The sequence below is a fragment of the Novosphingobium aquimarinum genome (genome assembly GCF_009746585.1).
Lineage (GTDB): Bacteria > Pseudomonadota > Alphaproteobacteria > Sphingomonadales > Sphingomonadaceae > Novosphingobium > Novosphingobium aquimarinum.
On record NZ_WRPO01000010.1, the window covers coordinates 26,176 to 40,059 of the forward strand.

General features: G+C 63.2%; 11 protein-coding genes. 8 read left to right on the plus strand and 3 right to left on the minus strand.

What is annotated here, in order from left to right:
- Positions 1-43: 43 nt before the first annotated feature.
- The 7 genes from sucD to GQO94_RS11525 all read left to right on the plus strand — a co-directional run bounded on the left by sucD (position 44) and on the right by GQO94_RS11525 (position 8,617).
- The gene (gene sucD / locus GQO94_RS11495; RefSeq protein ID WP_156841564.1) at positions 44-934 is read left to right on the plus strand and encodes a succinate--CoA ligase subunit alpha; all 891 of its coding nucleotides are present in this window, start codon (positions 44-46) and stop codon (positions 932-934) included.
- Positions 935-1,054: 120 nt separating this feature from the next.
- Positions 1,055-3,895 (plus strand): 2-oxoglutarate dehydrogenase E1 component, encoded by a 2,841-nt coding sequence (locus GQO94_RS11500; RefSeq protein ID WP_156841566.1) that lies wholly within the window; start codon positions 1,055-1,057, stop codon positions 3,893-3,895.
- 8 nt (positions 3,896-3,903) lie between these two features.
- Positions 3,904-5,142: a 2-oxoglutarate dehydrogenase complex dihydrolipoyllysine-residue succinyltransferase gene (odhB, locus tag GQO94_RS11505; RefSeq protein WP_156841568.1), complete on the plus strand. Its 1,239-nt coding sequence runs from the start codon at positions 3,904-3,906 to the stop codon at positions 5,140-5,142.
- 137 nt (positions 5,143-5,279) lie between these two features.
- The gene (gene lpdA / locus GQO94_RS11510; protein ID WP_156841570.1) at positions 5,280-6,677 is read left to right on the plus strand and encodes a dihydrolipoyl dehydrogenase; all 1,398 of its coding nucleotides are present in this window, start codon (positions 5,280-5,282) and stop codon (positions 6,675-6,677) included.
- Between the two features lie 76 nt (positions 6,678-6,753).
- Positions 6,754-7,368, plus strand: coding sequence for an energy transducer TonB (locus GQO94_RS11515; protein ID WP_156841572.1), 615 nt, complete (start codon positions 6,754-6,756; stop codon positions 7,366-7,368).
- Positions 7,369-7,371: 3 nt separating this feature from the next.
- A complete protein-coding gene (locus GQO94_RS11520; RefSeq protein ID WP_156841574.1) occupies positions 7,372-7,794 on the plus strand; it encodes a VOC family protein in 423 nt (140 codons plus the stop codon).
- Positions 7,795-7,846: 52 nt separating this feature from the next.
- A complete protein-coding gene (locus tag GQO94_RS11525) occupies positions 7,847-8,617 on the plus strand; it encodes a TorF family putative porin (protein WP_156841576.1) in 771 nt (256 codons plus the stop codon).
- Positions 8,618-8,632: 15 nt separating this feature from the next.
- Here the strand turns inward: GQO94_RS11525 and GQO94_RS11530 are convergent, their stop codons facing one another.
- Positions 8,633-10,324: a dipeptidyl-peptidase 3 family protein gene (locus tag GQO94_RS11530; RefSeq protein ID WP_156841578.1), complete on the minus strand. Its 1,692-nt coding sequence runs from the start codon at positions 10,322-10,324 to the stop codon at positions 8,633-8,635.
- Between the two features lie 143 nt (positions 10,325-10,467).
- On the opposite strand from GQO94_RS11530, the gene GQO94_RS11535 reads away from it, so the two are divergent.
- Positions 10,468-11,076 (plus strand): trimeric intracellular cation channel family protein, encoded by a 609-nt coding sequence (locus tag GQO94_RS11535; protein ID WP_408636624.1) that lies wholly within the window; start codon positions 10,468-10,470, stop codon positions 11,074-11,076.
- A 66-nt stretch (positions 11,077-11,142) separates the two neighbouring features.
- Here GQO94_RS11535 and GQO94_RS11540 read toward each other — a convergent pair whose 3' ends face one another.
- Together GQO94_RS11540 and GQO94_RS11545 are read right to left on the minus strand one after the other, a co-directional pair.
- Positions 11,143-11,676, minus strand: a complete 534-nt coding sequence (locus GQO94_RS11540; protein ID WP_156841580.1) for a hypothetical protein — start codon at positions 11,674-11,676, stop codon at positions 11,143-11,145.
- 113 nt (positions 11,677-11,789) lie between these two features.
- Positions 11,790-13,877: a prolyl oligopeptidase family serine peptidase gene (locus GQO94_RS11545; protein ID WP_198045934.1), complete on the minus strand. Its 2,088-nt coding sequence runs from the start codon at positions 13,875-13,877 to the stop codon at positions 11,790-11,792.
- Between the last annotated feature and the right edge of the window lie 7 nt (positions 13,878-13,884).

Sequence of the window (13,884 nt, forward strand, 5' to 3'; positions counted from 1 at the left end):
CTCGATAGGCAGCTCCCCAGGACAGGAACAGGACAGCCAAAACATGTCGATCCTCGTAAACAAGAATACCAAGGTCATCACCCAGGGCATGACCGGTTCGACCGGCAGCTTCCACACGCAGGCCGCGCTCGACTACGGCACGCAGATGGTCGCGGGTGTCACGCCCGGCAAAGGCGGCACCGAGCACCTCGGTCTGCCGCAGTTCAACTCGGTCCACGAAGCCAAGGCCGCGACCGGCGCGACCGCTTCTTGCGTCTACGTTCCCCCCGCGGGCGCGGCGGATGCGATCCTGGAAGCGATCGATGCCGAGATCGAGCTGATCATCTGCATCACCGAGGGCATTCCGGTGCTCGACATGATCCCGGTGAAGCGCGCCCTTACGGGATCGAAGTCGCGCGTGATCGGGCCGAACTGCCCCGGCGTGCTCACGCCGGACGAGTGCAAGATCGGCATCATGCCCGGCAACATCTTCTCGAAGGGTTCGGTCGGCGTGGTCTCGCGTTCGGGCACCCTCACCTATGAAGCCGTGTTCCAGACCACCAATGCGGGCCTTGGCCAGACCACTGCGGTCGGCATCGGCGGCGACCCGGTCAACGGCACCAACTTCATCGACGTGCTCGAGCTGTTCCTGGCCGACGACGAGACCAAGTCGATCATCATGATCGGTGAAATCGGCGGTTCGGCCGAGGAAGAAGCGGCGCAGTTCCTCAAGGACGAAGCCAAGCGCGGCCGGAAGAAGCCAATGGTCGGCTTCATCGCCGGCCTTACGGCGCCTCCGGGACGCCGCATGGGTCACGCCGGTGCGATCGTGTCGGGCGGCCAGGGCGGCGCCGAAGACAAGATCGCGGCGATGGAAGAGGCAGGCATCCGCGTCTCGCCTTCGCCTTCGGAACTGGGCGTGACTCTGGAAGGTTTGCTGAAAGAAGTTGCCTGATAGTATTTCGCGGGGGCGAAACAATCGGACGGACTCCGGCCTTATCGTAGTACGATGGTCTGAAGCCCGTCGGCAATCTGCTCGATTTGCGCTGCGATGCGGCGCGGAAAGGTCGTGACCATGGGCAACGAAAATCTTGATTTTGTCCCCGACGAACCCCAGCCGGGTCCGAGCTGGCAGCGCGGCAACTGGCCGCAAGTCGGCGGCGCGTTCGAAGACGATCTGACTCAGGCGCTCGATCCGACGGCGCTCAAGCTGGACATCACCGGTTCGGCCAAGAAGGCGGGCATCCCGCTCGACGAAAGCCGGATCGAAGAAGCCGCCGCGGATTCGATCCGCGCGATGATGCTGATCCGCACCTACCGCGTCCGCGGCCACCTCGGTGCGCAGCTCGATCCGCTCGGGCTGACGAGCCGCGAACTGCCGCGCGACCTGACCCCCGAATACCATGGCTTTACCGGAGCGGCGCTCGATCGCCCGGTGTTCATCGGCGGCAATCTTGGTCTCGAATGGACGACCGTTCGTGAGCTCGTGGAAATCCTGCGGCTCAACTACTGCGGCGTCGTCGGCCTCGAATACATGCACATCGCCGATGTCGAAGAGCGCCGCTTCCTGCAGGAACGCATGGAAGGCGCCGACAAGGAGATCGAATTCACGCCGAACGGCAAGAAGGCGATCCTGTCCGCTGTGATCCGCGGCGAGCAGTACGAAAAGTTCCTCGGCAAGAAGTACGTCGGCACCAAGCGGTTCGGCCTCGACGGCGGGGAGTCGATGATTCCGGCGCTCGAATCGGTGATCAAGTACGGCGGACAGCTGGGCGTTCGCGAAATCGTCTACGGCATGGCCCACCGTGGCCGCCTCAACGTCCTCGCGAACGTGATGGGCAAGCCGTACAAGGTGATCTTCCACGAATTCTCGGGCGGCACCGCCAATCCCGAAGACGTCGGCGGATCGGGCGACGTGAAATACCACCTCGGCACCTCGACCGACCGCGAGTTCGACGGGACCAAGGTTCACATGAGCCTGATGCCCAACCCTTCTCACCTCGAGACGGTCGATCCGGTGGTGCTGGGCAAAGTGCGCGCCTATCAGACGCTGCGCGACGACATTGGCACCGACATCGGCGAAGGTGCGCTTCACAAGGAAGTGCTGCCCGTGCTGATCCACGGCGATGCGGCTTTCGCGGGGCAAGGCATTGTTTGGGAGTGCTTCGGCCTTTCGGGCGTGCGCGGCTATAACACCGGCGGTTGCATCCACTTCGTGATCAACAACCAGATCGGCTTCACCACGACGCCGAACTTCGCGCGCAACTCGCCCTATCCGTCCGACGTCGCCAAGGGCGTCCAGGCCCCGATCCTGCACGTCAACGGCGACGATCCGGCGGCCGTGACTTTCTGCTGCAAGCTCGCGATCGATTATCGCCAGACGTTCGGCCGCGACATCGTCATCGACATGTGGTGCTATCGCCGCTTCGGCCACAACGAAGGCGACGAGCCCAGTTTCACCCAGCCCTTGATGTACGACAAGATCCGCAAGCATCCCGCCGTCAGCGCGATCTACGGCGCCCGGCTCGCGGACGAAGGCGTGATCGAGCCGGGTTTCGTCGCCGATACGGAGGCGAAGTTCGTCGAATACCTCGAAGAACAGTTCGAGGCATCCCAGAGCTACAAGGCCAACGAGGCCGACTGGTTCGGCGGGCACTGGAGCGGCTTCAACAAGCCGGTCGATCCCGAAAGCGCGCGTCGCAATATCCAGACCGGCATCGAACAGAAGCTGTTCGACAGCCTCGGCCGCACGCTGACCACAGTGCCCGACGACCTCAAGATCCACCGCACCTTGAACCGCGTGCTCGATGCCAAGCGCGAGATGTTCAAGAATGCCGACGGATTTGACTGGGCGACCGCCGAAGCGCTCGCGTTCGGCAGCCTCGTTTCGGAAGGCTACAACGTGCGCCTGTCGGGTCAGGATTCGGGCCGCGGCACGTTCAGCCAGCGCCACGCCGCCTGGATCGACCAGACCGACGAGCACAAGTATGTGCCTTTGAACAGCGTCCCGCACGGGCGGTTCGAAGTGCTCGATTCGACGCTGTCCGAATACGGCGTGCTCGGATTCGAATATGGCTATGCCAGCGCCGATCCCAAGACGCTGGTGCTGTGGGAAGCGCAGTTCGGCGACTTCGCCAACGGTGCCCAGATCATCATCGATCAGTACATCGCCGCCGCCGAAGCCAAGTGGCTGCGCGCGAACGGCCTCGTGCTCTTGCTGCCGCATGGCTACGAGGGTCAAGGCCCGGAGCATTCCTCGGCGCGTCTCGAGCGGTTTCTTCAGCTCTGCGCGCAGGACAACATCCAGGTCTGCAACATCACCAGCCCGGCCAATTACTTCCACGTGCTGCGCCGGCAGATGCACCGCCCGTTCCGCAAGCCGCTCGTCATCATGACGCCGAAGTCGCTGCTGCGCCATCCCATGGCGAAATCGAACCAGGACGCTTTCGTCGGCGAAGGGCACTTCTTCCGGATCCTGTCGGACGTGAAACCGGCCAAAGACGAGGACACGCGCCGCGTCATCCTGTGCTCGGGCAAAGTCGCTTACGATCTCATGGAAGCACGCGATGCCGCCGAGATCGACGATGTTCAGATCATCCGCCTCGAGCAGTTGTATCCGTTCCCGGGCGAGCCGCTCGCGCTCCGCCTCTCGCGGATGAAGAATCTCGAGGATATCGTCTGGTGTCAGGAAGAGCCGCGCAACAACGGCGCCTGGTTCTTTGTCGGCTCCCAAATCGAAGAAGCCGCCGAGCAGGCGGGCATTGAGATCGGGCGCGTTCGGTATGCCGGTCGCAACGCCGCGGCGTCGCCCGCGACCGGTCTTGCCAAGCGCCATGCCGCCGAACAAGCCGCACTGGTTGCGGACGCGCTTGGCCTTTCCGTCCGTTCCGAAATCCGGCGCAAGCAGAAGGCTTGAAGTAAACCATGTCGACTGAAGTCAAGGTCCCCACACTCGGGGAATCGGTGTCCGAGGCCACGATTGGCCAGTGGCTCAAGCAACCCGGCGAAGCAGTGGCCGCAGATGAAGCCATCGCCAGTCTCGAGACCGACAAGGTCGCGGTGGACGTGCTGGCCCCCCAGGGCGGTGTCATGGGCGAACTCAAATTCGCCGAGGGCGATACCGTCGGCGTCGATGCGGTGATCGCGACGATCGAGGAAGGCAGCGGCGCGCCCGCCGCCAAGCCCGCCGCCAAGTCGGACAGCAAGGATAGCGATCCGGCACCAGCGCCGACGCCGTCGCCTTCTCCGGCCCCTGCCCCGTCGGACGATACCGCTGTGGTGCTGTCGCCCGCGGTACGCCGCGCGGTGCTCGAACACGGGATCGATCCCGCCAAAGTGACCGGCACCGGCAAGGACGGACGGATCACCAAGGAAGACGTGATCGCCGCCGCCAAGGCGAAGACTGCGGAGCCCACGCCGGCTTCCACCAGCACACCCGCCCCTGCCCCCTCGGCCACCGGGGAACGCCGCGAAGAGCGCGTCAAGATGACGCGCCTGCGCCAGACGATCGCCCGCCGGCTCAAGTCCGCTCAGGACACCGCCGCGCTGCTGACGACGTTCAACGATGTCGACATGACGGCCGTCATCGAGGCGCGCACGAAATACAAGGACGTGTTCGAGAAGAAGCACGGCATCCGCCTCGGCTTCATGAGCTTCTTCGCCAAGGCTTCGGTCCTGGCGCTTAAGGACGTGCCATCGGCCAACGCCTACATCGAGGGCGAGGAAATCGTCTATCACGATTACGTCGATATCTCGGTCGCGGTGTCGGCGCCCAACGGCCTCGTCGTTCCCGTGGTCCGCGATTGCGACAAGCTGTCGTTCGCGGGAATTGAGAAGTCGATCGCGGAATATGGCAAGAAGGCCAAGGACGGCACGCTGACCATGGACGACATGAAGGGCGGCACCTTCACTATCTCCAACGGCGGCGTCTTCGGATCGCTGATGTCGACCCCGATCATCAACCCGCCGCAGTCCGCCGTGCTTGGCCTGCACCGGATCGAGGATCGGCCCGTCGCGGTGAACGGCGAAGTCGTGATCCGGCCGATGATGTACATCGCGCTGTCTTACGACCACCGCCTGATCGACGGTCGCGAAGCGGTGACCGCATTGAAGATCATCAAGGAAGCGATCGAGGATCCCACGCGGCTGCTGATTGACCTGTAACCGTACATTCGCGATCACCAATCAACCGTCATTCCCGCGACAGCGGGAACCCATCTCCAGACTTGACCGGATGCGCAAACCCGGGAGATGGATCCCCGCCCTCGCGAGGATGACGAAACAGGAAGCTGGAGCCAAGAATGGCTGAATACGACTACGACGTTCTTGTCATCGGTGCTGGCCCCGGCGGCTATGTCGCGGCGATCCGCGCGGCGCAGCTCGGGCTGAAGACGGCTTGCGCGGAGAGCCGTGAGACGCTGGGTGGCACGTGCCTCAACGTCGGTTGCATTCCTTCCAAGGCAATGCTGCACGCCACCGAATACTTCGATGCGGCCGCCAATGGCGCGATGGCCAAGATGGGCATCAAGGTGACGCCCGAACTCGATCTCGAGACGATGCATGCGCAGCGTCGCGACGCGGTGAAGCAGCTCACCGGCGGCGTCGCCTTCCTGTTCAAGAAGAACAAGGTCGATTGGCTGAACGGTTTCGCCAAGTTCCAAGACGCGCACACGGTGAAGGTGGGCGACAAGACCGTGACCGCCAAGAACGTGGTGATCGCCACGGGCTCGACAGTGACGCCGCTGGCCAATGTCGAAATCGATAACGCCAAGGGAATCGTCGTCGATTCCACCGGCGCTCTCGAATTGCCTGCCGTGCCAAAGAAAATGGTCGTGATCGGTGGTGGCGTGATCGGGCTGGAACTCGGCTCGGTCTGGCGGCGACTCGGCGCCGAAGTGATCGTGGTGGAATTCCTCGATCAGCTGCTCCCCGGCATGGATGGCGAAATCCGCAAGGAAGCCGCGAAGATCTTCAAGAAGCAGGGCATGGAACTTCGCCTCGGGATGAAAGTCACCGGCGTGTCGGTGAAGGGCAAGAAGGCGACGCTCACGATGGAACCGTCCAAGGGCGGTGACAGCGAGACGCTGACGGCCGATTGCGTCCTCGTCTCGATCGGGCGCCGGCCCAATACCGATGGGCTCGGCCTCGATGCGATCGGGCTCAAGACCAACCAGCGCGGCCAGATCGAGACCGATCACGACTTCTCCACCCGCGTCGATGGCGTGTGGGCGATTGGCGACGTCATTCCCGGCCCGATGCTGGCGCACAAGGCCGAGGACGAAGGCATCGCGGTGGCCGAGAATATCGCTGGGATGACCGGCATCGTGAATCACGACCTGATCCCCGGCGTCGTCTACACTCTGCCAGAGATCGCCGGTGTCGGGCTCACCGAGGAAGCCGCCCGGGAAAAAGGCGAAGTCAAAGTCGGCAAGTTCCCGATGCTCGCCAACTCGCGCGCGAAGACCAATCACGAGCCCGATGGCTTCGTGAAGATCATCGCGGATGCCGAGACCGACCGCGTGCTCGGCGTATGGTGCATCGCCACCGTCGCCGGCACGATGATCTCGCAGGCGACCCAAGCGATGGAGTTCGGCGCCACCAGCGAAGACATCGCCTATACTTGCCACGCCCACCCGACTCATTCGGAAGCGATCAAGGAAGCGGCGATGGCGGTCACCGGCAAGCCGATCCACATCTGATCGCACGCCCGCGCGAAGCACTAGGCTGCTTGGCGATTTGCGGCTATTTTCGTCGCATCTCGCCAAGGAGCACTTCATGCCTGTTTCGATCCTGCTTGCCGCGGCTGCGCTAGCGGCTCCCCAGTACAGCGTCGATTTGGACGACTATCCGGACAAGGCGCTCGCGATGGAGAAGTCGGCGGCCGTGCTGGCCGACGTGACAGTCACACCCCAAGGCAACATGATCCGGTGCGAGACGATCGACAGTACCGGTGATCCCGACCTGGCGCAGCGCATCTGCAAGATCTTCAAGGCCAAGCGCCATCGGCCGGCCCGGTTTTCCGACGGAAAGCCAGCCTGGTTCGTCGAGCGCGATGTCTACAAGATGTTCCTGCCGGGCACCTCCCCCGCCTCGGCGATCGCAGCGCTGCGCAAGCCCGACGCCATTCTCGAGGTCGCCGCCCTGCCCCCGGGGATGCAGACGCTGGATGCCAACGTCATCGTCGCCGTCGATGCCGAAGGCCATATCACGGGCTGCGCTCCGGATGCCGGAGACGAAGTCTCGCCCGTGACTCGAACGGTCTGCGCCAATACCCAAACAGTAACGCAGGACGTCTTTCGCGACGAAAGCGGCAGCGCGGTCCCTTACGTCACGCGGCTGCGGTTTCGCTTGCAGAAGAAAGACACCACTCTCGCGGCGCCGGCGTCCTGACGCGTGCGGCAATTGCGCCCCTTCCACCTCGCCTTCCCGGTCGATGATCTTGCCGCGGCGCGGGCCTTCTGGGGCGGTGTGATCGGTTGTCCCGAAGGACGCAGTTCGCCCACGTGGATCGACTTCGATTTCTACGGCCATCAGATCGTGACTCACCTCGCCCCTGGCGCCGGAGACGCGGCGAACAACCCGGTCGACGGCCACGGCGTTCCGGTCCCCCACTTCGGCATCGTTCTCGAGATGGACGCCTGGGAAGCACTGGCATCGCGTCTGCGCGAAGCCGGCGTGGCGTTCGAAATCGAGCCGCACGTCCGCTTTGCCGGTCAACCGCGCGAGCAGGCGACGATGTTCTTCCGCGATCCTGCCGGCAACGCGATCGAGATGAAGGCCTTCGCAGACTTGAAACAGTTGTTTGCGGTCGATTGATCGCGCCTGCGGCATCGCCTGATAGCTAACGTCACTTCCGGACGAATTGATCTTGCAAACGAACCCATCGACTCGCCGAGCGCCGTGTCTGGTCATCGTACTCGGCGTGATCCTCGCATGCATGCACTTCAGCGCGCCTTCTCAGGCGCAAGCGGCGCGCAGCTTCGGCGTCATCCTGGAGGGGACGACCGACTTGCGCGATCGCGGCATCAGCTGGAGCGGCGGCAAGAGTGCGCTGCAGCTCGATGCCACGCTGCCGATCACGCCCGATCTCGCGATCGACGTGAAAGCTGCGACTTTGCATGGAAGCCAGCGGCATGGGGGCAGCGACTTTGGCCTCGCGATCAGTCCTAACCATCAGATCTACCTGAGCGGATGGCGGTTGGCGTACGGGGTCACCGGGCATGTCTTCATTGGCGAAGGCGGGCTGAATTTCGTCGAGCTTGACGGCTCGGCCACGCGGTCGATCGGCCCTTTGCAAGTGGCTGCTGGTGCCAGCTTCGCGCCGTCGCAGAAGGCGATTGGCGGCAGCAATCTCTATCTGCACGCCGATGCCGTGATCGGGATTCCCGGATCGCCCTTCACGATCTACGGCGGCGCAGGCCACACCCTCGGTTCGAACGACGATACCCCGCGCGCCCGACGGCTGCGGCCGGACGGAGACTACACCGATTGGTATGTCGGCGCGGAACACGTCAGTGGTCCCGGAGCGATTGGCCTGCGCTACTCCGACACCGCCATCGGTGTGGTGCCAGACCCATCCGAGTATCTTGACAAGCACACCGGGGCAAAGCTGGTCGGCTATGCGCGCGTCTTCTTCTGAACGACGCGCTCCCCGCTAGATCCGCTCGGGATAGATCGGGCGGATATCGACGGGAATGTCGCTCATCGAAGCGATGACCGTCCTGGCTTCATCGTCGAGCGTGCCCCACTTGGCGAGGAACGCCTTGGTCCCCGCGTAATCGCCCCGAGCCTGCAGCATGAGTTCGTCGTGCAGCAGATCGCGCAGGCCCGCGATCATTTTTGCTTCGTCGATGATATAGCGCCCTGCCGAAGCATCCCAGCGGAACGCGCCCTTGTCGCGCAAATAGCCATATTGCACGGCAGCGCCCAAGCCATGCGCCTCGACCGCGCCGAAACGGACCGACCGGAAGATCCCGGTGAGATAGGTGGCCAGCAATTGCGGCCGCTCGGAAATCGGCAGTTCGCCCTTTTCCATCAGGAACAGGATGTTCCAGACGCCCGCTACATCGGCCTTGGATTCCTCCAACGCGGAATACTGGTCCTTGAGTTCGGCGTTCACGGTCGTTTCGCGTCCGTCGACCGTGATCGAACCGGGCCCGAGGCTGTGCGACAATTCGTGGAACAGCGTTTCGAGCTGCATGTATTTCTTCGCGACCAGACCGGCCTGCGCCGGCTCAAGCACGTGCTGCGCCATCGGTTCGAGAATACGCTCGTACTTGGCACCGAGCACGTTGGAGAGGATCACCTTCTTTGCCCCCTTCGCTTCGCGCACGCGCTCGTCGTTGGGCAGGTTGAAGGCGATGGTCTGCGACCCGGGAATGTTGTCGCCCCCGCCATGAACTTGTTCGGCGACCGCGATCGGGCTTTCGAAGCCGCGGTTGAAGTTCTTGTAGGCGTCGTCGATCGGCAGGTTGCCTTCCATGTCGCGCAAGTAGTTCTTGTACTTCGCCAGCGCGGCGGACTCCTCGGGGTCCTTCAAAGTGACGAAGCTTTCGAACGCGGTCTTGGTGCCCATCAGACGGTCGGTGTAGACCTCGTAAGGCCCGATCGCGACTTCGATCGGCGTGCCGGACAAGTCCATCCAGGCCAGCTCGCTCTCGTAATAGTCATCGGTCCGAAAGGCCTTCGCGCGGAGTGAAAGGAACTTCTTGAGGCTGGCGTTGCTGGTCTTCGCCGCGGCTTGTTCGAGCAGCTTGGCGGCCGGCTCCAGCCATTCGCGATAGGCTACCGAATAGGGCACGGCCTCCAGCTTGTCGCCATCGCGACGCACGACCGTGTACCAGCTCGTCAGCGCGTCCTTCTGGTCGGGATGAGCCGCCAGATAGGCCTCGAATTCGGCGCGCGTCAGATCGGTCGGATAAAAGCCCGCCCCATCCGGCATCGCCGTCGTCCCCCAGAAGGGATGGAGGTCGGCCATTTCGTCCCAGGGCCCGAGATTGCGGTCGAACATCTCGACCAGCTTGTCGCGGTCGGCGCGCCGGTTCATCGCGACTGCCTTGCGAACCTGTGGATTGTCGGCGCTGCGCTGGCGCAGGTAGATTTCGGTCATCAGGTCCGAAGCCTGGATCAGGAGGTTCACCACCTCGCGCTGCTCCGCATTCAGAAAATTCGTTTCAGGACGCATTTCGATGACCGCAAGCTTTGCCAGTTGGGCATCGAGGTCATAGGGCACCTCGGCGCTCGCGTTGGGCGATTCGGACAAGGGCTCGGGCGCGCTGGCGACCGTAGTGGGAGCCTGCGTGCAAGCACTGGTCGCGAGCAGAAGCGGAATAAGGGTCTTGCGCATGAAAACGGGACTTTCGACGTGATTGACCTCAACTACCTGGAAACGTTAGCCGGGCTCAGCCCGCAAGTCACGGATCACGCTCATCAGGGTACCAATCGAAAGGAGGCACCGTGATATCGCCAGCCATGCCATCGCTGCCGCCGATGCCGCCGATGCCGCCGATACTCGACATCGTCGGAATCGCGATCTTCGCGCTTTCGGGGGCCATCGTCGCCGCGCGCGAGAAACAGACCTTCGTCACTATGGCCTTCTTTGCACTGATCACCGGCGTGGGCGGAGGAACCGTGCGTGACATCCTGATCGGCGCGCCGGTGTTCTGGATGCGGGACCCGTTCACGGCGCCGATCTGCCTCGCCATGGCGTTCCTCGTGTGGTTCGCTCCCGACCGGTGGTGGAGCCCGCGCCTGCTTGCCTTCGCGGACGCCGCGGGGCTCGCCGCCTATGCCGTTTTGGGCACCGTCAAAGCGCTTCGCTTCGATCTTCCGCCGGCCACCGCCATTCTGATGGGCATCGTGACCGGCTGCGTCGGCGGCATCATTCGCGACATCATCGCCGGGCAGCCCTCGATCTTGATGCGCCACGAGATCTACGTGACCGCGGCGGCCCTGTCTGCCACGCTGGCCGCAGTGGGATGGTTCATTGGCCTGCCGCTCGCGGTGCTCTGGATCATCGCGACCGGTGCCGGTTTCGCCTTGCGCGGCGCCGCCATCCACTGGTCCCTGGCGCTTCCGGCCTACAAGACCAAGCCGTAATCGAGCACGACAAGGCATTCCAAGCCGTCACCGGAATGGAATGCCTTGTCGCATGTACGGATCGAATTACCGCAGGCCGCGAATGCCGCTGAAGTCGACGTCGACCACCCGGCCGTAGTTGTAATTGCAGTCGAAGCGACCGCTGTCATAGCCGCGACGTCCCCGATAGCGATTGTTGACGACGACGCTGCCCTTCACATCGAAACCCTTGCCGGTACGCTTGACCTTGCGGATCTGGGTCACATTAGCGCGGCCATAGCGACTGGCGGATCGCTCTACCGCGCGGACACATCGCTCGACGGCGAGGCGCGGGTTGTCGCGGTAGCCTCGATAGCGGTTGCCGCGGTAGCGTCGGTCGTCATAGCGACGATCATAGCGACGGTCGTCGTAGCGATATCGCGAATTGTAGCTGTACCGTCCTCGATCGTTGTCGCTGGCGGCTGCCGCCACCGCGGCTATGCCGCCGATGACGAGCGCGCCGGCGATCACTTCGCCCGCACCAATTCCACCATCGTGATCGCGCGCCATCGCAGGCGCTGCAGAGACCGCCAACGAACCGGCGGCCACGGTTCCAACCAGTATTTTGGCAAATCTCTCCATGGTTCAAATCCTCTGTACGGTCAGGCCCCATGCCCGACTTTGTAGAACCCTTTTACCAAGGTGCCCTTGAGGAGGCGCTGAACCACGGCTTCACCGAAAATTCATCTTTTGCGTCACTTTTCTGAACAGCTGATATCATCCAGCTTCGTCCAGTGTGCGAAAAACGCCAGCACATCGGCACTTTCCGCGATGATCTTGTCCGTGGGCTTGCCCGCCCCGTGCCCCGCCCTCGTTTCTATGCGGATCAGCCGGGGCTTCTCGCCGAGGTCCGCGTGCTGCAAAGCGGCGGTATACTTGAACGAATGGCCGGGCACGACGCGATCGTCGGTATCCGCCGTCGTCACCAGGATTGCCGGGTAACGCTCGCCGTCACGGATGTTGTGGTAGGGCGAGTACGCGCGCAGCACGCGAAAATCCGCTTCCTTCGCAGGATCGCCATAGTCGTCGATCCAGTAGCGACCTGCCGTGAAGCGATCGAAGCGCAGCATGTCCATGACCCCGACCTGGGCATTCGCTGCCGCGAACAGATCCGGCCGCTGATTGACGACAGCGCCGACCAGCATCCCGCCGTTGGAACCGCCCTGGATCGCAAGGCCATCCTGGGGCGTGATACCTTGCGCGATCAGGTACTCGCCCGCCGCGATAAAATCGTCGAACGTGTTCTGCTTGTTCGTAAGCCGACCGGCATCATGCCAGGCCCGTCCATATTCCCCGCCGCCTCGAACATTGGCGAGCGCGAAGGCACCGCCTGCCTGCAGCCATGCCATTCTCGACGAGGAATAGCCGGGCGTCAGCGAGACATCGAAACCGCCATAACCGTAAAGCAGCGTCGGCAGGGCCTTCTTCGCCATGGCGGCTGCCTTGGAACGCACGAGAAAGAGCGGAATGCGGGTTCCGTCCTTCGCGAGGTAGAAGCGCTGCTCGATCGCGAAGTCGTCAGGATCGAACGGGAGTGAGGGCTCGGCGAACGGCGTGATGTCGCCCGAGACGAGATCCATGCGATAGATGGTGGGTGGCCGATTGAAACTGGTGAAAGAGAAGAAGGTCTCGGGATCACCGGGCTTGCCGGAGAACCCGGAGGCAGTCCCGATATCGGTCATCGAAATCTCGCGCGGCGGGTTGCCATCGAGCGAGATGATTTCCGCTTTGCTTGCGGCATCCTCGAGGTAGTTGAGGATCAACTGCCCGCCCACGATCGTCGCCCGCGTCAGGATCGCGTTGGCTTCCGGGACGATCGTCTTCCAGCGCGGCTTGTGATCCGCCAGGTCGATCTGAACCAGGCGATAGCGCGGCGCATCGTGGTTGGTCACGAACCACAGCCGCGACCCGAGTCCATCGACCAGCTTCCATTCGTCCGCGAACCCGCGAACGATCCGCCGCGCGTTCCAACGACGCTTACCGCTAGCGGCCAGATCGATGACATGGATTTCGTGCCGGGCATCGGTTCCGACGACGCTGGTGATGATCGCCCAACGTCCGTCCGAGGTGAGTTGCGCGGAATTGTTGTATTCGCGGTGTCGCGGCGTCGCGAAGACCAACTCGTCTTCGGCTTGGGACGTACCGATACGGTGGAAGTAGACCGCCTGATCGTAGTTCAATCCCCGGAATTCGGCGCCGGGGTCGGGTGCGGGAAAACGCGAATAAAGAAAGCCAGTCTCGCCAACCCACTCCAGCGCGCTGAACTTCACCCAGCGCACTTCGTCCGAAAGCGTTTCGCCGCTGGCGACATCCAGCACCTTGAGGACGCGCCAGTCGCTCCCCCCATCCTGGATGCTGTAGAGAAGATACCGGCCCTCCCGCGAAGGCTCCCATGCGTCGAGCGCGACCGCACCATCGCCAGCCCAGGTGTTCGGGTCGAGCAACAGGCGCGGGGTTCCCTGCAGGCCTTGCCGGACGAACAGCTGCGACTGGTTCTGCAATCCGGAGTTTCGGGTATAGAAATACCGGCCCCCGGCCTTTGCCGGCAGGCCGAACCGTTCGAAATCGAACAGTGCGCGGATCCGCTCGGCAAAGCTGTCGCGCATCGGCAGATCGTCGAGTTGGGACCGCGTCAGTGCGTTCTGGCGTTCCACCCAGCTGGCAACGTCCGGATCGGTTCGAACATCGTTCTCGAGCCACCGATAGGGATCGGCGATAACCTCACCGAAGTGGTCCTCCGTCACGGCCTCACGGCGGGTTTCAGGATACACCAGCGGCTCCATGGCTTGC

What these genes read in the sequence shown, in the direction of transcription:
- GQO94_RS11500 (WP_156841566.1), top strand. Translation starts at nt 1,055, where the DNA reads ATGGGCAACGAAAATCTTGATTTTGTCCCCGACGAACCCCAGCCGGGT.
- GQO94_RS11530 (WP_156841578.1), bottom strand. Translation starts at nt 10,324, where the DNA reads ATGCGCAAGACCCTTATTCCGCTTCTGCTCGCGACCAGTGCTTGCACG.
- GQO94_RS11535 (WP_408636624.1), top strand. Translation starts at nt 10,468, where the DNA reads ATGCCGCCGATGCCGCCGATACTCGACATCGTCGGAATCGCGATCTTC.
- lpdA (WP_156841570.1), top strand. Translation starts at nt 5,280, where the DNA reads ATGGCTGAATACGACTACGACGTTCTTGTCATCGGTGCTGGCCCCGGC.
- GQO94_RS11515 (WP_156841572.1), top strand. Translation starts at nt 6,754, where the DNA reads ATGCCTGTTTCGATCCTGCTTGCCGCGGCTGCGCTAGCGGCTCCCCAG.
- sucD (WP_156841564.1), top strand. Translation starts at nt 44, where the DNA reads ATGTCGATCCTCGTAAACAAGAATACCAAGGTCATCACCCAGGGCATG.
- odhB (WP_156841568.1), top strand. Translation starts at nt 3,904, where the DNA reads ATGTCGACTGAAGTCAAGGTCCCCACACTCGGGGAATCGGTGTCCGAG.
- GQO94_RS11540 (WP_156841580.1), bottom strand. Translation starts at nt 11,676, where the DNA reads ATGGAGAGATTTGCCAAAATACTGGTTGGAACCGTGGCCGCCGGTTCG.
- GQO94_RS11545 (WP_198045934.1), bottom strand. Translation starts at nt 13,877, where the DNA reads ATGGAGCCGCTGGTGTATCCTGAAACCCGCCGTGAGGCCGTGACGGAG.